This is a genomic window from Castellaniella sp. (assembly GCF_036379515.1).
Taxonomy (GTDB): domain Bacteria; phylum Pseudomonadota; class Gammaproteobacteria; order Burkholderiales; family Burkholderiaceae_B; genus Castellaniella.
Map to the genome: position 1 here is coordinate 111859 of NZ_DASVGN010000027.1, position 17878 is coordinate 129736.

At 58.6% G+C, this 17878-nt stretch carries 17 protein-coding genes; 5 read left to right on the forward strand and 12 right to left on the reverse strand.

The window, feature by feature from the left end:
- Positions 1 to 11: 11 nt before the first annotated feature.
- From VF285_RS08750 to VF285_RS08785, 8 genes are all read right to left on the reverse strand, one after another.
- A complete protein-coding gene (locus VF285_RS08750; protein WP_346952233.1) occupies positions 12 to 731 on the reverse strand; it encodes an SDR family NAD(P)-dependent oxidoreductase in 720 nt (239 codons plus the stop codon).
- Positions 732 to 765: 34 nt separating this feature from the next.
- On the reverse strand, positions 766 to 1821 hold the full coding sequence (locus VF285_RS08755; protein WP_414648113.1) for an Ldh family oxidoreductase: 1056 nt from the start codon (positions 1819 to 1821) through the stop codon (positions 766 to 768).
- Positions 1818 to 2573: an SDR family NAD(P)-dependent oxidoreductase gene (locus tag VF285_RS08760; protein WP_346952235.1), complete on the reverse strand. Its 756-nt coding sequence runs from the start codon at positions 2571 to 2573 to the stop codon at positions 1818 to 1820. The genes VF285_RS08755 and VF285_RS08760 overlap by 4 nt, the downstream gene beginning before the upstream one ends.
- A 59-nt stretch (positions 2574 to 2632) precedes the next feature.
- Positions 2633 to 3397 (reverse strand): SDR family oxidoreductase, encoded by a 765-nt coding sequence (locus VF285_RS08765; RefSeq protein WP_346952353.1) that lies wholly within the window; start codon positions 3395 to 3397, stop codon positions 2633 to 2635.
- Positions 3388 to 4878 carry a tripartite tricarboxylate transporter permease gene (locus VF285_RS08770; protein WP_346952236.1) on the reverse strand — a complete coding sequence of 497 codons (1491 nt, stop codon included), beginning with the start codon at positions 4876 to 4878 and terminating at the stop codon, positions 3388 to 3390. Before VF285_RS08770 ends, VF285_RS08765 begins: the two co-directional genes overlap by 10 nt.
- A 17-nt stretch (positions 4879 to 4895) precedes the next feature.
- Complete coding sequence (locus VF285_RS08775) at positions 4896 to 5366, reverse strand: tripartite tricarboxylate transporter TctB family protein (RefSeq protein WP_346952237.1); 471 nt, start codon at positions 5364 to 5366, stop codon at positions 4896 to 4898.
- Between the two features lie 107 nt (positions 5367 to 5473).
- Positions 5474 to 6667, reverse strand: a complete 1194-nt coding sequence (locus VF285_RS08780; RefSeq protein ID WP_346952238.1) for a tripartite tricarboxylate transporter substrate binding protein — start codon at positions 6665 to 6667, stop codon at positions 5474 to 5476.
- Positions 6636 to 7169, reverse strand: coding sequence for a 2,4'-dihydroxyacetophenone dioxygenase family protein (locus VF285_RS08785; protein ID WP_346952239.1), 534 nt, complete (start codon positions 7167 to 7169; stop codon positions 6636 to 6638). The genes VF285_RS08780 and VF285_RS08785 overlap by 32 nt, the downstream gene beginning before the upstream one ends.
- 276 nt (positions 7170 to 7445) lie before the next feature.
- Between VF285_RS08785 and VF285_RS08790 the strand changes: the two genes are divergently transcribed.
- The 5 genes from VF285_RS08790 to VF285_RS08810 all read left to right on the forward strand — a co-directional run bounded on the left by VF285_RS08790 (position 7446) and on the right by VF285_RS08810 (position 13705).
- Positions 7446 to 8000 (forward strand): TRAP transporter small permease, encoded by a 555-nt coding sequence (locus VF285_RS08790; protein WP_346952240.1) that lies wholly within the window; start codon positions 7446 to 7448, stop codon positions 7998 to 8000.
- 2 nt (positions 8001 to 8002) lie between these two features.
- Entirely contained in the window at positions 8003 to 9283 is a 1281-nt protein-coding gene (locus tag VF285_RS08795; RefSeq protein WP_346952241.1) for a TRAP transporter large permease subunit, read from the forward strand.
- Between the two features lie 70 nt (positions 9284 to 9353).
- Positions 9354 to 10385, forward strand: coding sequence for a TRAP transporter substrate-binding protein (locus tag VF285_RS08800; protein ID WP_346952242.1), 1032 nt, complete (start codon positions 9354 to 9356; stop codon positions 10383 to 10385).
- Between the two features lie 121 nt (positions 10386 to 10506).
- The gene (locus VF285_RS08805) at positions 10507 to 12294 is read left to right on the forward strand and encodes an IlvD/Edd family dehydratase (protein WP_346952243.1); all 1788 of its coding nucleotides are present in this window, start codon (positions 10507 to 10509) and stop codon (positions 12292 to 12294) included.
- A gap of 1 nt (position 12295) precedes the next feature.
- Positions 12296 to 13705 (forward strand): FAD-binding oxidoreductase, encoded by a 1410-nt coding sequence (locus tag VF285_RS08810; RefSeq protein WP_346952244.1) that lies wholly within the window; start codon positions 12296 to 12298, stop codon positions 13703 to 13705.
- Positions 13706 to 13773: 68 nt separating this feature from the next.
- Here VF285_RS08810 and VF285_RS08815 read toward each other — a convergent pair whose 3' ends face one another.
- The 4 genes from VF285_RS08815 to VF285_RS08830 all read right to left on the reverse strand — a co-directional run bounded on the left by VF285_RS08815 (position 13774) and on the right by VF285_RS08830 (position 17844).
- Entirely contained in the window at positions 13774 to 14439 is a 666-nt protein-coding gene (locus VF285_RS08815; RefSeq protein ID WP_346952245.1) for a 2-dehydro-3-deoxy-6-phosphogalactonate aldolase, read from the reverse strand.
- Positions 14440 to 14491: 52 nt separating this feature from the next.
- The gene (locus tag VF285_RS08820) at positions 14492 to 15481 is read right to left on the reverse strand and encodes a 2-dehydro-3-deoxygalactonokinase (protein WP_346952246.1); all 990 of its coding nucleotides are present in this window, start codon (positions 15479 to 15481) and stop codon (positions 14492 to 14494) included.
- Between the two features lie 68 nt (positions 15482 to 15549).
- The gene (locus VF285_RS08825) at positions 15550 to 16293 is read right to left on the reverse strand and encodes a FadR/GntR family transcriptional regulator (protein WP_346952247.1); all 744 of its coding nucleotides are present in this window, start codon (positions 16291 to 16293) and stop codon (positions 15550 to 15552) included.
- A 6-nt stretch (positions 16294 to 16299) separates the two neighbouring features.
- Positions 16300 to 17844: a UxaA family hydrolase gene (locus VF285_RS08830; protein WP_414648106.1), complete on the reverse strand. Its 1545-nt coding sequence runs from the start codon at positions 17842 to 17844 to the stop codon at positions 16300 to 16302.
- Positions 17845 to 17878 lie beyond the last annotated feature (34 nt).

Below are 17878 nucleotides of genomic sequence, written 5' to 3' on the forward strand. Positions count from 1 at the left end.
TGGAAGGCCACTCAAGCAACCAGATACCCACCATCTACAGGCAGTATGACACCCGTCATGAATGCTGCTGCAGGCGAGCACAAGAAGGCAACGCAACCGGCAACATCTTCAGGTGTCCCCCAACGCCCCAGTGGCGTTCGCGAGAGGATGGGTTTCGAACGCGCCGGGTCATCCTGCAGGGCCTGAGTCAAAGGAGTTGCAATCCAGCCAGGTGCCACCGCATTGACACGAATTTTATCCCCCGCATAGGCCAGTGCAAGAGATTTCGTCAGCTGCGCCACGCCCCCCTTGCTCGCTGCATAGCCCGGCACCATGGCCCCACCAAAGAAGCTGAGCATCGACGCCATGTTCACGATTGCACCCCGCGATACCTTCAGCAGAGCTCGTGAAGCAGTGCACATCCGCATTGTGCCGGTCAGGTTCACGGAAACGACCTTCTCGAATACCTCGACCTGATGTTCGGCCCCCCGGCGGATGATGCCAGCGCAGTTGACCAGTGCATCGAGCGAATCGATGTCGTCGAACACCCGCTGTGTTGACTCTGGATCACTGACATCGGCAAGCACAACTCGAACCCCGGCAGACAGCGAACCATCGCCCCGGTCCAGCCCCACTGCGGTCACGCGGGCACCCAAAGACGCCAAATAATTGGCCACGCCAGCACCGATGCCCTGAGTGGCGCCAGTGACCAGCACATGCTGCTGCGCAAACAGATCTTTTTGAAACGCCATTTTTGGCCTACTCGTATTAAGGAAAGCGGCCGAATCATCCGTGAGGAAACTCGAGCCCATACTGTCGTGCACAGTCTTCCAGCATGGGAGCAATGGACGGGTGCAGGAGAACTCCATCGCGTTCTTGCTCACGCTTGCGCGCAATGCCGCGATCACCCGGCATCCTGACCGCCGCCGTCCCCGGACGTGGAGGATTGGCCCGGCACGCATCGGCGAGCCAGTCCATCTGGTGCACAAAACCGGCAAGCCCGCCAAACGCCTCAGGGTCGTACAGAGACATGAATACCGTGGCTCCCCACCCTTCGGCCGGATCCGCCCGGCCATGAGCCGCCAGCCCTCCGGTCAGTGCCTCGATCAGGACGGCAAGCGCAAACCCTTTGTGACCGGTTTCGAACCCGCCCAGCGGGAGAATGGTCCCTGGCGGCGTACCAGACAGCACCGAGGGATCGGTAGTGGGTTGGCCCTGGGCATCCTGCAGACACGGGTAGCCGAACTGCTCGCCTGCCTTCTGCAGCCGGTTGCACATGCCATTGGTCACCGTCGAGGCGGAAATATCGATCAGGAACGGGCCTCCGGAAGCCGGAATGCCCGCCGCAATAGGATTGGGCGTGAAGACGCCTCGTGTACCACCAAATGGAGCGACACTGCCGCCATCGGGGTCGGAGCTGGAAAGCAACATGACCAGACCTCGCTCCGCCGCCTGCAGCAGGTAGGCGGCCAGACACGCGATATGGTGGCTGCGGCGGATGACAAGGGTTGCACTGCCGAACCTGCGCGCACGAGGTTCAAGCGTGCGCATCCCTTCGCGCACCAGCCACGGCCCCGGCAAGCGTCGACCATCCCAGCAAAGTGCGGCCTCCCGGTCAGAGATGACGTCAGGTCGCCCGGCCACTGACATCCGCTTGCCGCGGATTTCTGCGACATAGGGCGCAAGCAGCGCGAGCCCATGTGTGTCATGGCCCAGCAAATCCCCTTCGACCAGGACTTCGGCCACATCACGGGCCATGTCATCCTGCAGACCTGCAGCCTGCAGCAGGCGCTCGGCAAAGTGGCGTAATGCCTGGGCCGGAATGCGTTCAGAAGCCATCAGTAAGTCGCCCTTCCGCCCGAAATGTCGAACGTACCACCCGTGGTAAACGAGCAGTCCGGAGAAGCCAGCCACCCGACCAGCGCCGCCACCTCTTCCGTCTGGCCAAACCGGCCCATCGGGATCTTGGACAGCATGTAGTCGATATGTTGCTGCGTCATCTGATCAAAAATGGCGGTATGCACGGCCGCTGGCGTGACGCAATTGACCGTGACCCCTGTCTTGGCCAATTCCTTGCCCAGGGATTTTGTCAGCCCAATCACGGCGGCCTTGGAAGCACTGTAAGCGGACGCGTTCGGGTTCCCTTCCTTGCCGGCAATGGAGGCAATATTGATGATGCGCCCATACCCGCTGGTCGTCATGCCTGGCGCCAGCGCACGGCAGCACAGAAAGGTACCCCGCAGGTTGACTGCCATGACCTTGTCCCAATCTTCGACAGAGTAGTCGCAGACCGTCTTGTTGGGGCCGGTAATGCCAGCGCTGTTCACCAAGATCTGTACGGTGCCTCCGTGCGTTTCACTCTGGGCGACAGCGGCCGCCACTGAGGCCTCGTCACTGACGTCTACAGTCACGCCATGAACCTCGCGGCCGGCAAAGCCAGCCTGAGCCTTTTTGAGAACTTCTGCATTGTGATCCCAGAGGCTGACGACCGCGCCCCCCGCTGACAAAAGGTGGGCAATGGCCAGCCCTATACCGGAAGCACCGCCGGTGACCACTGCATGCTTGTCGGCAAAATCGTATTGATTCCCTGCCATGTTGAATCCTCGCACATCCATGAGTTAATGATTGACTGTCCCTTTGCAAGCCGATGAGATCAGCCCCGGCCCACGAAAGGCATCTTCGTGGCCATGACCGTATGAAACAGAACATTGGCTTCCAACGGCAGATTCGCCATGTACAAGACCGACTGCCCCACGATATGCACATCCATACGGGGTTCCACAGCGAGTGCGCCATTGGCCTGGAGCACACCGTCGCTCATGCGGTCGGTCATGTGAGTATCGGCGTTGCCAATATCGATCTGGCCCACCGCAATGTTGTACTTGCGCCCGTCGAGCGCAGCCGCCCGGGTGAGCCCCGACACGCCATGTTTGGTGGCGGTATAGGGCGATGAATTGGGACGCGGCGCATAGGCCGAGATGGAGCCGTTATTGATAATGCGCCCACCCGGCGGGTTCTTGGCCTTCATGACGCGGAATGCCTCACGAATGCACAGAAACACCCCCGTCAGGTTGACATTCACCACACCCTGCCACTGGTCCAGCGTCAGATCTTCGAACAGCACTCCCGGAGCCCCGCATCCTGCATTATTGAAGACCACATCCAACCCACCGAAATGCTGCACGCAGGTCTTGAAGAGATGGGCAACCGACTGCTCGTCGGCCACGTCCGTCGCCACAGCCAGGGCACGGTCGCTCGCGCCAGACAGTGCGACCGTCTCCTCCAGCGGCTGAGGGCGGCGGCCTGCAAGGGCCACCCGGTAACCATCGCCGAGCAGTGCCAGGGCAGCCGCCCGACCAATCCCGGAACCAGCCCCGGTGACGATAGCGATTTTTGATGAGGGGGAATTCACGCGGATCTCCTTGCACGCACTGCCCGAAGAATGAGGGGAAAAATCCAGATGGCCAGGGTGATGACACCCAGTGTGCCAGCAATCGGGCGATCGAAGAACGCCAACAGATGACCATCAGATTTGATGAGTGAGCTGACCAGATTATTCTCAAGCATACTGCCCAGAATAACGCCGAGAATGGTGGGTGCCAGCGGGAAACCGTTTTCTTCCATCAGGTAGGCGATGACGCCGAAGGCCAGCGTGACGCCAACATCGAAGAGGCTGTTGTTGATGGAATATGAACCCACCAGGCAGAACAGCAGAATGAGCGGCATCAGAATATTGCGGGGAACCTTCAAGACAGTGCGCGCCAGCCGAATCGCCCCGTAGCCCAGCGGGATCATCAACAGGTTGGCCAGGATGAAAAGAAGGAAAATCGCATAGAGCGACACAGCATTCGTCAGGAAGATGGTGGGCCCCGGGTTGAGGTTCTTCATATAAAGCACGCCGATCACGATGGCGGTAATGGAATCTCCGGGGATCCCGAACACCAGCGCCGGAATCCACGCACCACCCAGTGACGCGTTGTTGGCAGAGCTGGCCTCGACAATACCTTCCACGTAGCCCGTCCCAAATTTCTGCGGTGTCTTGGAGAATTTTTTGCTGATGCCATAGGCTATATAGGCCGCGATATCGGCCCCGGCGCCCGGCAATGCCCCGACCACGACCCCCAACACACTGCCGCGTACTACCGACATTGGGTAGGTGATGACCACGCGGTACAGCCCCTTGAAGATATGCCCGATGGTCGCATCGATTTTCTGAAACCCATGGACACTGGTCACTGCATAACGCAGAACCTCGGACACGGCGAACATCCCGACCATGATGGGAATCAGCGACAGCCCTCCGAGCAAATCTGAGTTGCCAAAGGTGAAGCGCGCATATCCACCGGGGTTGTTCATGCCTATGGTGGTGGCAAAGAGCCCAATCAAGAGGGACACAAAGCCCTTGAGTGGGCTTTCAGAGGCGATAAAAATGGCACAAGTCAGGCCCAGGAGAACTAACCAGAAATACTCATAGGTGGAGAAATCCAGTGCAAATTCGGCCAGGACAGGGGCAAAAAAGATCAACACCAGCGTCCCGAACAGGCCACCGATACAGGACACCACCAGGCCTGCCCCCAGCGCCCGCCCCGCCTCGCCGTTGCGAGCCATGGCATGAGCCTCGTCAGTGTAGGCCGCAGACGAGGGTGTACCCGGAATGCGCAGCAAACACCCCGGAATATCACCCGAGAAAATGGCCATGGCAGTGGCCGAAACCATGGCTGCGATGGCCGGGACCGCCGGCATGAAGAAAGTGACAGGAACCAGCAGCGCCACGGCCATAGTGGCACTCAACCCCGGCACGGCGCCGATGAAGAGCCCGTAGATGGACGACAACAGAACGACGATCAGAACATAGGGATTGGAAATCATGCCGAAGGCGGCAACAATATGATCAAGCATGGATCAAGCCTCCGGCATCAGATCAAGGGTTCCAGCACGCCCCAGGACAGAGGCACATGCAGCAACGAATAAAACCCGTAAAAAATCAGGGCACCTCCCAGCACCGACACGATGACCGCGGTCAGTGGCCTGACGCCAAAGGACAGGAACAGCACCAGCAAGAAAATCACCGAAAAGACGGCAAATCCCACACGATCCGAAAACAGGATGTACGCGATGACAGCAGCAGGGACCAGCAGAAACCGAAACACACTATGCGAACTGCGAAACTCATCCGACAGCTTCAACCAGGCGGCGCGGGACTGCGTTCGCAGACCATTGCGTACCAGCAAGAGGGCACACAGAACAAAGCCGACCCCAATGATGCTCGGGAACGCACGCGGACCAAAATCCTGGCCTGGAATGGGAGGGAAAGTCTGTGCATACAGAATGACGGCAAGCCCGAAGATGGCGAGCAAGATCCCCGTCAGGACATCACTGATTTTCATTCAAATGATCCTTGGTTCAGCCTGGGCCGGCACTCAGTGCCGCTCGGGAATTCCGGCTGTCGGCCAAAAAGAAGAGGCGTGCCGCTTGGCACGCCTGCCGGAGATAATCAGTCCTTTGAGAGCCCCAGAGCCTTAATGGTCTTGCCCATCGCTTCATCGCTTTTGGCCATGAAGGTGGCAAAATCCTTGCCGCTGGCGTAGGCAACGCCGTAACCCTGCTTGGTCATGAACTCCCGGTAGTCCTTGCTATGGTTGATTTTGTCTAAAACCTTTTCATACTTGGCCGCGATATCGGGCGGCAGGCCCTTGGGGGCCACAATGCCGCGCCAGGCCCCCATGGTCCAGTCGGAGCCCGTCAGAGATTTGAGCGTGGGGACGTTCGGATACAAACCCGCGGGTTTGTCGGACATCACCGCCAACGGTTTCGCCTTGCCTGCATCGATGAGGGAACGGGCCTCGGGCAGGGACACTGGCACCACATCGACCCCTCCCGCCGCCAGCTCGAGCATGGCGGGCGCAGCCCCCTGGGAAGGCACCCAGCGAATGGAGTCCGGCTTGATGCCCAGGCTGTTCAGCATGCCGGCCAGTGCAATCTGCCAAATACCGCCCTCACCGGTCCCGGATGCCTTCAGCTTGCCCGGATTGGCTTTTGCTGCATCCAATAAGTCCTGAAGTTTTGCATACTTGGAATTTGCGGCGACCGTCACGCCCGACGGGTCGAAATTCATGAGGGCCAAGGGGGTGTAGTCGTTAGGGGTAAGCTTAGTCAGCCCCATGTGATGCTGCATGGAGATTTCCACCGACATCAGCCCGATTGTGTAGCCATCGGGCTTGGCTGAAGCCATGACCTGGTTGCCGACGACACCATTGCCACCAGGGCGGTTCACCACAGTGACAGGCGTGCCCAGTTCTTTTTCCATGAGACTGCCGATGATGCGGGCCGTCGCATCCGTACCCCCGCCAGGGGACCATGACAACACCAGAGTGATGGGCCGATCAGGCCAAGCAGCACTCGCCGTGGCCGATACCGCCATCAAAACCGCCAACGCGGTGACCTTTGCAAGGGTGAACTGTTTCATTTGTCTCTTCTCCGTGGTGAAAAGTAAAGCAAAGGTACAGAAAGCTTCAATGCACTTGAGATGCTCTGCTCTCTGCAAGGGTTGGCCGCCTTTCAAGTAGTCAAAATTGGACGGCACGAATTGTAGGGATGCGAATAGAACCGGCTCACTCGTTCGAACAAACAGGGTCCGGCTCTTTGACGACGCATGATCAGCGGATGAACTGATCGACGTAGCACTCATCGAGGCCCACCTTGCTGTAGTGCGCCCGGCACATGGCAACCTTGGTGAACACGTCTTCATAGCCGGTGTTATTGCCCCATGGGTCTGTGTAATACATCACACCGTTGACCTGAAAGAACGTGATCATTTCCTCGACATCGGGGGGCACGAACAGGGTGTGCGTTTCGCCTGGGGGTTCGAACACATAACTTCCTTCGGTCGCCTCCCAATCGTGTTCAAGATAGCGCCACCGGCCCTTCAACACGAACCCGTGCACCGGCTGCGGGTGGCGATGGCATGCGAGCACACCGGCCCGACGCACACGCAGCAGGTTGGTCCAATACCCCTGGCTGATATTCAGGCAAAGAGGGCGAAACCAGACGTTTTCAGCCTGAGGGACCCAAACGCGTTCATCGGTAGGGATCGCATCATTGACCACAATATCGGCCAGTGCTTCAGGCGGGTTGGCATGTTGGTAGGGAAGTGTTCGTGGTTCGTGAATTTGCGCCATCTTCTGCTTCATCGGTTAGTTCACAATGTGGACACACGCTCTACAGTGTAGAAAAAATAGTATGGAAGAAGACACTCTTCCATCTACTAGGGATTTCACGAACTTAATACATCTCCACGTTATGTCAAATTTTATCTGGTCGGACCAGTTTGGTAGAGTTAGGGAAATCCACAACTGGCCCAACCGGCTGGACACTTCATAGAATATGCCAGCACTGACGACCTCAGACAAGCTGCACAGACAGATCATCAATCCAAAAATTTCCTACCAAAACAAAACGACTGTTCCATGGCCGAGCACAAGCATCCAGTTACATCAACGGCCAAGAAATTGGCCGATTTCATTTTTTCAATCCTGACAGCATTCCTCGCGCTCTGCGTACTCATCATGCTCAGCATGGTGTTCATCAATGTGGTCATGCGGTATGCATTCAATTCAGGCATAGACATCTCCACCGAAGTTGCCCGCCTGTCATTCGTCTGGCTCACGTTCGCAGGGGCGGTCCTGGCCTTCCGCGGACGTGAGCATCTGGCCATCAACATGGTGGTGAATCGCCTTCCGATCCGGGCCCAGAAGGCCACTCACATCGTTCGGCAGTTGCTGATCCTCTGGGTGCTGTGGCTGGCCATAAAGGGAGGATGGGAACAAACCATCATCGGCATGAGCACCGTCACACCCGTATCGGGCATGCCCATCGCAGTCTTCAGCGGCGCGGTCCTGTTTTCATCAGCAGCGATGGCACTGATGGCCGCCCTGGATCTCTTCGCAGCGCTGCTCACACCTGCTGTCCCTGAGAACTCTCAGGTCTTCCGCACGTCCGTGGACAGCATCGAGGAGATCTGAAAATGGACGTCGCAATTTTTTTGGCAGCTTTACTGGGATTCATGGCTCTTGGGTTCCCCATCGCGTTCGCGTTGCTGTTCGCCGCGATTGGCATCATGTTCCATCTGAGCTTTTTCGACCCGCAGATCATTGTCCAGAACATGCTCACCGGCGCGGACAACTTCGCCCTGATGGCCGTGCCGCTGTTCATCCTGGCTGGCGAGGCCATGAACGAAGGTGGTATGTCACGCCGCATGGTGAACATGGCCGCCACATTCGTCGGGCACATCAAAGGGGGGCTAGGATATGTCGCCATCATGGCCAGCATCCTGCTCGCCGCCCTCTCGGGGTCGGCAGTCGCAGACGCCGCCGCGCTCGCCTCCATCCTGATCCCCATGCTGCGCAACCACGGCTACGACATGGGTGAGTCCACCGGCCTGATCGCTGCTGGCGGGATTATCGGTCCCATCATCCCGCCATCGATCTCCTTCATCATCTTCGGGGTGGCTGCCAACATTTCGGTCACCAAGTTATTTATCGCCGGGATCGTACCGGGGCTGTTGATGGGGCTCACGCTGACAGCAGTCTGGTGGTTCTCGGTGCGGCGGTCGACCACCATCACCATGGCGCCCAAAGAAAGCCTGAGCGTACGCATGAAGGCCCTCAAGGATTCTGCCTGGGCCTTGCTACTGCCTGTCATCATTATCGGCGGTCTACGCGGAGGCATCTTCACACCCACTGAAGCCGGAGCCGTAGCCGCGGTGTATGCGCTCTTTGTCGGCATCGCTATCTATGGCGAAATCAAACTCGAGAACTTGTACCGGGTCCTGGTCAACACGGCAAGGACTACCAGCGTGGTGATGTTCCTGGTGGCCACGGCCATGGTGGCCTCCTACATGATCACGCTGGCCGATCTTCCCGAGCAGCTCATTCATATGTTGGGCCCCCTGACCGACTCTCCCACGCTGCTGATGCTCAGCATCGTGGCGCTGCTCACCCTGATCGGCACATCGATGGATCTCACGCCCACCATCCTGATTCTGGCGCCGGTGCTGATGCCGGTCATCGAAAAGGCCGGCATCGACCCAACCTATTTTGGCGTCATTTTCGTCATCGTGGGGTGCGCGGGCTTGCTCACTCCACCGGTCGGGACAGTACTCAATGTCGTATGCGGCGTCGCACGTGTGCGCATGGAAGATGTCATCAAAGGGGTCATGCCCTACGTACTCGCCTACACGGCGATGGTCATCCTGATGGTGATATTTCCGCAAATCGTGCTGGCACCCCTGCACTGGTTTTACTAAGGTCAGGTCGGCCCTTGCGCGCGTTGTGCGAGAAGGCGGCCCTGGCATTCATTCAAGAGGATGAAGCAACATGACTGTCGATCTGAAAAAAAGAATGGTACTCAAGGCCTCTATGGCGGGCCTGGTCACGGCTGCGACTCTGGGCGCCTCGGGAAAAGTGATGGCCAAGGACGTGCACACACGCATCATCCGCTTTGGGTACGGCCTGGCAGACTCCAGCCCGAGTGGCGACGCGGTACGCTTCTTTGCCAAAGAAGTGGGCAAGCTGAGCGGTGGCAAACTGAAGGTCAAGACCTACGGCAATGGCTCGCTGGGGTCCGACGAGCAGATGCAAAATGCACTCATTGGTGGCTCACAAGAAATGACCTTCGTCTCCACGGCACCTCTCGCGGGCATGGTCAAGGGCTTCGGGGTGTTCGATCTGCCGTTCCTTTTCAATAACGACAAGATTGCGGATACCACCCTGGACGGCCCTGCGGGTCAGAAACTTCTGGAAGCGCTCCCGCCCAAAGGCCTGATCGGCCTGCTGTACTGGGAAAACGGCTTCCGTAATCTGACCAACTCACGCCACCCCATCGCCAAGATGGAAGACCTCAAGGGCATCAAGCTGCGGGTGATGCAAAACGAAGTGGCCCTTGCCGTGTTCAACGCGCTGGGTGCAAACGCGATTCCCATGCCATTCACTGAACTGTTCACTGCACTGGAAACCAAGACGGTTGACGGCCAAGAGAACCCGCTCAGCACCATTCAGACCAGCAAGTTCTACGAGGTCCAACCCTACCTGACGCTCTCGAAGCACGTGTACACACCCTTTGTTCTACTCGCCTCCAAACGCTGGTGGGACACGCTTACACCCGACGAACGCGACATCATCATGCAAGCATCGCGCACAACCCAAGCCTATCAGCGCAAAGCCAGCCGCGAGGCCGACGGCACCGCCCTGACCTTCATCAAAGATCATGGGGTCAAGGTCGCAGAATTCTCTCCGGAAGAAAAAGAGCGAATCCGCGAAACGCTGAAACCAATTGTCGAAAAGCTACGAATCAACATCGGCCCCGACACGGTCGACAGCGTCATGAGCGCTGCCAAACAGGCAGCATAGAATCTCAGTAACTCCAGGCGGGCTAGTCAGCAGGTCTGCTGGCACACCCGCCTTCGCTGTCTCGAAGCACCCTGGTGTCCACCGATACGGCTCGCTCAATCCATACAAGGGGGATGATTCCATGTCTGATCAAGGTAAGTCACCGAAGCTACGCAGCCGCCGGTGGTTCAACAACCCGGATGACCCGGGGATGACGGCGCTCTACATCGAGCGCTACATGAACTACGGGATCACGCGTGAGGAACTGCAGTCCGGCAGGCCCATCATCGGGATTGCGCAGACGGGATCAGACCTGTCGCCCTGCAACCGCCACCACCTGGTGCTGGCCGAGCGGGTCCGTGACGGCATCCGCGAAGCTGGGGGCGTCCCTCTCGAATTCCCCGTATATCCGATCCAGGAAACCGGCAAGCGCCCAACCGCCGCCATGGATCGCAACCTGGCTTACCTGGGGCTGGTCGAAGTGCTGCACAGTTATCCCATCGATGGTGTGGTGCTCACGACGGGCTGCGACAAAACGACACCGGCCTGCCTGATGGCAGCCGCTACTGTCAACATCCCGGCCATTGTCCTGTCAGGCGGCCCTATGCTCGACGGCTGGTGGCACGGCAAGCTTGCGGGCTCTGGAACAGTCATCTGGGATTCTCGCAAGCGCCTGGCAGCAGGTGAAATCGACTACGAAGAGTTCATGAACCGCGTGGCCTCTTCAGCACCGTCAGTGGGTCACTGCAACACCATGGGGACGGCGCTCTCCATGAATTCCTTGGCCGAGACACTGGGCATGTCGCTCCCGGGGTGTGCGGCAATCCCGGCACCCTACCGGGACCGTAGCTGGATGGCTTACAAAACCGGCCAGCGGATCGTCGGCATGGTGCACGAGAATCTACGGCCCTCCGACATCATGACCAAGGCTGCTTTCGAAAACGCCGTGGTCGCTGCTGCGGCGCTGGGCGCGTCGTCAAACTGCCCGATTCACATGATTGCCATCGCCCGCCACATGGGCGTGGACCACACGCTGGATGACTGGCAACGCTTGGGACCTGATATTCCGCTTCTCGTGGATTGCCAGCCTGCAGGCCGGTTCCTGGGTGAGGGTTTCTATCGGGCCGGCGGCGTGCCGGCGGTACTCAGAGAGCTGTTGCGTGCAAGCAAGCTGCAGGGCAACACCATGACCGTCACCGGCAAGACACTGGCCGAGAACCTGAAAGACGTCCCCGAGCCAGACCGCGAGGTCATCCGGGCTTACGACCAGCCGCTCAAAGAAGCGGCGGGCTATGTCGTACTGACTGGCAATCTGTTCGATAACGCCATTATCAAGACCAGCGTGATCGATGACGCCTTCCGCAAGCGCTTTCTATCCGACCCGGAACACCCGAACCGGGCGGACCTCAAGGCCGTGGTCTTCGAAGGGCCGGAAGATTATCATGCGCGCATCGACGACCCGAACCTCGGAGTCGACGAACATTCTCTTCTGGTGATCCGCAACGTGGGCCCCATAGGCTACCCAGGGGGCCCAGAAGTGGTAAATATGCAGCCCCCCGCAGCCCTGATCGCGCGCGGCATTGACACACTGCCAACTATGGGTGATGGCCGCCAAAGCGGTACGTCTGCGAGTCCTTCCATTCTGAATGTGACACCCGAGGCCGCTATCGGAGGAGGATTGGCACTGCTCAAGACGGGCGATATGGTCCGCGTTGACCTGAACGCGCATCGAGTGGACGTTCTGATTTCCGATGCAGAACTGAAGCAAAGGCGCGATGCCTGGAAGCCTCCCATCCTGAAGAACCAGACCCCCTGGGAAGAAATCTATCGCAACACCATTGGCCAGCATGGCAGCGGCGCCTGCATGGAGTTCGCCACCGGGTATCTCAATATCATCGAAGAGCGGGGCGAAGCGCGCAACAATCACTAATATGGACAAATTACCGCATTTACACCGCCGCACCCTCCCTCCCGAAGGGGTCGCGGCGTTCCAATCGCTGTTCGGCGACCGGTTCATCACCTCCGAGTCGGTCCGCATCCATCACGGTACCGATGAATCGCCCTACCCGGTCTGCCCTCCAGACGCGGTGATCTTTCCATGCAACGAAGACGAGGTGGTAAGCGTCGTCACGCTGTGCAACCGATACAAGATCCCTGTCACTGCATTCGGCATCGGCTCTTCACTCGAAGGTCACGTATTACCGATCCAGGGCGGGATCACGCTGGATTTTTCCCAGATGAACAAAGTGCTCTCGGTCGATGCCCAGGATTTCACGGCCACCGTGCAGCCCGGGGTAATACGCACGCAGCTGAATGACGAAATCAAGGACACGGGCTTGTTCTTTCCGGTGGACCCAGGGGCACACGCAAGCCTGGGGGGCATGGCCGCCACCCGTGCCTCCGGCACCAACGCCGTGCGCTACGGAACCATGCGCGAGAACGTTGTCTCGCTACGCGTTGTGACGGCTCAAGGAAAGGTGATTCGTACGGCCAGCCGTGCGCGCAAATCATCGGCTGGCTACGACCTGACCCATCTTTTTGTGGGTAGCGAGGGCACACTGGGCATTATCGTGGCCGTTACCGTGCGCGTTTACCCATTGCCCGAGGCCGTGACGGCTGCCATCTGCAACTTTCCCACCCTGCAGTCGGCGGTTGAATCGGTGGTCCAGGTCATGCAGTGTGGTGTACCGGTCGCACGGGTAGAGTTCATGGACGAGCGGGCCGTCAACGCCGTAAATCGATACAGCAAACTGGGCCTGAAAGAGACGCCGTTGCTATTGTTCGAGTTTCACGGCAGCGAAACCGGGGTTCAGGAACAGGCCACCCTGGTTCAGGACATCGCCCACGAAAACGGGGGCATGGACTTTCAGTGGGCAAGCCGCCCTGAAGACCGCACGCGCCTGTGGACGGCACGGCACAACTCCCATTACTCGGGCTTGCAATTGCGGCCAGGGTCGCGCAGCGTTGCCACAGATGTCTGTGTGCCTATCTCGCGCCTGGCCGAGTGCGTGACGCAAACTGCTGCTGACCTGCAGGGGATGCCCTTCCCATACACCATCGTAGGACATGTGGGAGATGGCAACTTCCATGTACAGATGCTCATCGACCCTGACAGTGAAGAGGAATGGCGTCAGTCTGAGGAGGTCAATCACCGCCTGGTGCATCGCGCCATCGGCATGGATGGCACTTGTACCGGTGAACATGGCGTGGGCATCCACAAGATTGAATTCCTGAAAGCCGAACACGGAGAGGACGCACTGGAACTGATGCGCCTTGTCAAACATGCCTACGACCCAAACAATATCTTCAACCCTGGGAAAATCATATCGTGGGAAGCCTGAATCAAGCGAAATGCCCGCCATAAGCCCCCTGGCCTGACTCCCCCCACCAGGAAACGCTAAATGTTATTTTATGAGTTCCTGGAGTTCATTTCGGGGGCCAAGGCCTGCCAGGCCCCCACATACTGCCCTGCCCTGTGGGCAACCTCATCAAGCGTCATCTGGGGCTTGAAGAGCCCACCTCCCAAACCAAATCCACTGGCACCCGCCCGCAGATAGGCTCCCATGGAATCGGGGGTGATGCCACCAACCGGCATCAGCCCGATTCGTTTTGGCATCACGGCGCGCCAGGCTTTCACGACCGATGGCCCAAGTTGCTCAGCTGGGAACAGCTTTAACGCATCTGCCCCCGCCCTTAGCGCCGCAAAGGCTTCTGTGGGGGTTGCCACACCCGGGATACAAGCCATACCACAAACCCTGGCTTCGCCAATGACATCCGGATCTGAGTGGGGCATCACGATCAACCGTCCGCCCGCCTGGCGCACTTCCCGAACCTGATCAGGAGTCATTACCGTACCCGCCCCAACCAATGCGTGCGAGCCGTGGGCCGCCGACAATTTCGCGATACTTTGCAGGGCATCTGGAGAGTTCAAGGGAATCTCGATCACTCGCCAGCCCCTTCCAAGCAGAATCCCGGCGACAGGATCGACCTGAGCCAATGTAACGCCACGAAGGATGGCAATCAGTGGAAAGCCCCCCAAGTAAGGGGTCAAGTCAAAACCGGAACCGTCTGTCATATGCTGTCTCCAACTCTGTGTTCATCCACACAGCCACACAACCACCGCGCCGTCACGCAGACCGGCTGGCGGCCAGCGCCACCAGTCCTGCACCCTGGGCGACCTTCCACAGCCCCGAGCGGCTGGAACTGTCAAGAGACGTCACATCAGCCCATGCTGATGCATCCAGGGCGCGCTGATAACGCCTTCTGAGTGCGGGTGTACCACACAAGACGACCGGCACCCGGCTCGAACGCCGTAGCCGCGTCGCGTACAAGCGCGCAACCGCATTGACTTCATAACCAATCAGCAGGCCCGACAAATAGTCCGCCAAGCCTGCGGCGGGAACCCGCCCTGTCAACCCGAGGGTACGTACACTAAAAAGTGTGGCCAACAGCCCTTTCTCAGCCTCTTCAGAAGCGGCGACCTTGAGCCCCCGATCGAACGCCAACCGATCTTCCGCGCCAGCAATCATGAGTTGCCCGAGGATAGTGTGCGCCTGAAGGGCGGAGTAAACCTCACCGGTCATGAAGGTGTCAAATGTCCTGAAGCACCCATCCTCTACCAGAACCCACTTGCTGTGCGTGCCGGGCAGCGCGACCAAAGAAGGGCCTTGGGCCGCCAGGCACTGCATCGCACCAATGACCTGCGTCTCTTCACCTCGAATAACATCCGACAAGCCGTCGATTTTTCGCAAACCAGGCACAATCCAGAGGGGCACCCCCAGCCCCGTGTCGATGCGAAGCAAGCGGCCACAGATATCCGCCACACGGGCGGGGACATCCACGTAGTCGGCCTGCCGCCAACCTTGTGCGCTGCCTACCATGCCGCAGGCAATGACCGGAAGGCCCGGCCGAAGGTCGAGCCAGTCGGCGCAAGCGGCCTTGAAGGCAGACAGGAAATCACGCTCACCATTTGGCAGGCGCGAAAGATTCATCAGCCCCAAAGGCAGGTTGCGCTCGGCAAGACTACTGCCTGACCCATCAAGCAGGTAAGCGCGTAACGAGGTTGTCCCCCAGTCGAGCGCAATCAAGGCCAGCTGCTTTTCCGTGGTGTTCCGCATGTATTCACCCCCTGGGAACGCACCAGAAGCACGTGTTTATCCAATGCACAGCATGCGACCTCTGGCCATCATTCATCGATCACCGCCATCAGACGGGCATGAGCCCGCGTCAGGTGCCGCCGCATGGCTGCTTCGGCCTGCAACGGATCATGGCTTGCCACGGCATCATAAATGTCCTGATGCTCCTTCACGCACTCTTCCCAGACCATGCGATTTTCAAAGAGACGCCGCAGGGACCCGGGCAAGGGACTATAGCGCTGGTCGAATAACTCCTCGATGGTATGCACCAGCAGACGATTGTGAGTCACAGACGCCAGGGCCAGGTGGAATTTTCGATCTGCCATCACAAGCTGACGATCTTCCGAGCCCGGGTGGTGTTCCAACCCCCGGTACATGGATGCCAGATGCGCATCCAGCTTCTTTAGCTGGGCACTCGTTATGAACTGCGCTGCGTGGGCCGCCACCCCGCCCTCCAGGAAGCGCCGTATCTGATTCACTTCATACGGACTGTACCCAAGGGAGGCAAGACTCCCATCAGGTTCGCCAGCGGGAGCCGCTTCTGTGCTCGATTGCCGCAGATAGATGCCTGACCCTACCCGAATCTCGATTTCGCCCCCGAGCTCAAGCACAATGAGCGCCTCGCGCACGCTGGGCCGCGAGATGTTCAGCTGCAAGGCAAATTCACGCTCGGACGGCAGGCGACCTCCGCCACGCACACCCGTTTCGGCGATCACCTTGCGCAGAGCATCTGCCACCTGCAGGTAGTTGCGGGGGCTCCCGGCAGGATGCAGAAAAGAGACAGGTTCTTTCATGGCGCACTAGCAAATGATGCTCGGCTGCCAAGGTACGAATTCATTTTGTCCGTATCCATAGATCTCGCTCTTGGATTGCTCGCCCGATGCGCACCGCAGAATCAGCTCGTAGAACTGGCGACCCAGATCTTCGATTTGTGCCCCGTCGATCACAGAACCACAATTGAAGTCCATGTCATCCTCTTGGCGCTTCCACAGTGCGTTGTTGGTCGCCAGTTTGAGCGACGGTGATGGAACACAGCCAAACGCAGAGCCCCTTCCCGTCGTGAAGCAGATCAGGTTGGCTCCGCCAGCAACCTGCCCCGTAGCAGACATGGGGTCGTACCCAGGGGTATTCATGAACACGAAACCCTTTTCAGTCACTGATTCCGCATAGTCGTACACCTGCATCAGCCCCGTTGTCCCGCATTTGGCAACACCGCCCAGGGACTTTTCGAGCACCGTCGTCAACCCTCCCGCCTTATTGCCAGCAGAAGGATTGTTGTTCATCGAGGCATTGTTGCGCTCGCAGACGTCCTTCCACCAGTCGATCACACCCACAAGCTTGTTGCCAACCTGACGGTTCACGGCCCTGCACGTGAGCAGATGCTCTGCACCGTAGATCTCGGGAGTTTCTGACAGGATGGCTGTGCCCCCATTGCGGATGAGAATATCCATGGCAGCGCCCAGAACGGGGTTGGCCGTAATACCCGAATAGCTGTCGGAACCCCCACACTGCATGCCGATTTTGAGATGACCGACCGGCACTTGAGTGCGCTTGTACCGATTGGCATCGGGCAGCATGCCCTTGATGATTTCCATGCCCTTTGCAATGCTCTTGGGTGTCCCACCGACCTCTTGAATAGTGAAGGTCTGAAGGTTGCAGCCTTCCGCAAGCGCTTCGCTCTTCAGCAAACCACTGATCTGGTTGGTTTCACACCCCAGGCCAATGATCAAAATAGCTGCAAAATTGGCATGCCGCACATAGCCTGCGATCGTGCGCCGCAACACCTGGATGCCCTCACCGCTGGAGTCTATGCCGCAGCCCACCCCGTGCGAGAGTGCCACCACTCCATCCACATTGGGAAAGTCAGCCAGCGCCTCAGGAAAGATATCACGTCGGAAGCGATCAGCAATGGCGTGTGCAACCGTTGCGGCACAGTTGACTGAGGTGAGGATCCCGATATAGTTGCGCGTTGCCACCCGGCCATCATCACGCACGATGCCCATGAAGGTGTCGGGTGTCTCGACGTACTTCGTCGGGCGATAGTCCTCGCAGAAGCGGTAGTCTTTGTCGAACTCACCATAGGCGAGGTTCTGCGTGTGAACATGCTGGCCAGCGAGGATGTCCTGCGTGGCAAAGCCGATGACCTGCCCATAACGGTGAACCGGCTTACCCTTGGCAATTGGCCGGAGGGCCACCTTGTGCTCAGGCGGAATATTGTCGAGGATATCGATTTCGTTCACACGCTCGCTCTTCAGCAAGGGCTGAAGAGCGATCATGACATCGTCGATGGGGTTTAGGATTAAGAAACGCCTGTTTTCCGACATAGTAAAAGATCCTTGATGCATTTTAGGGGCCGAAGGCACCCGCACGCCTCGGCCC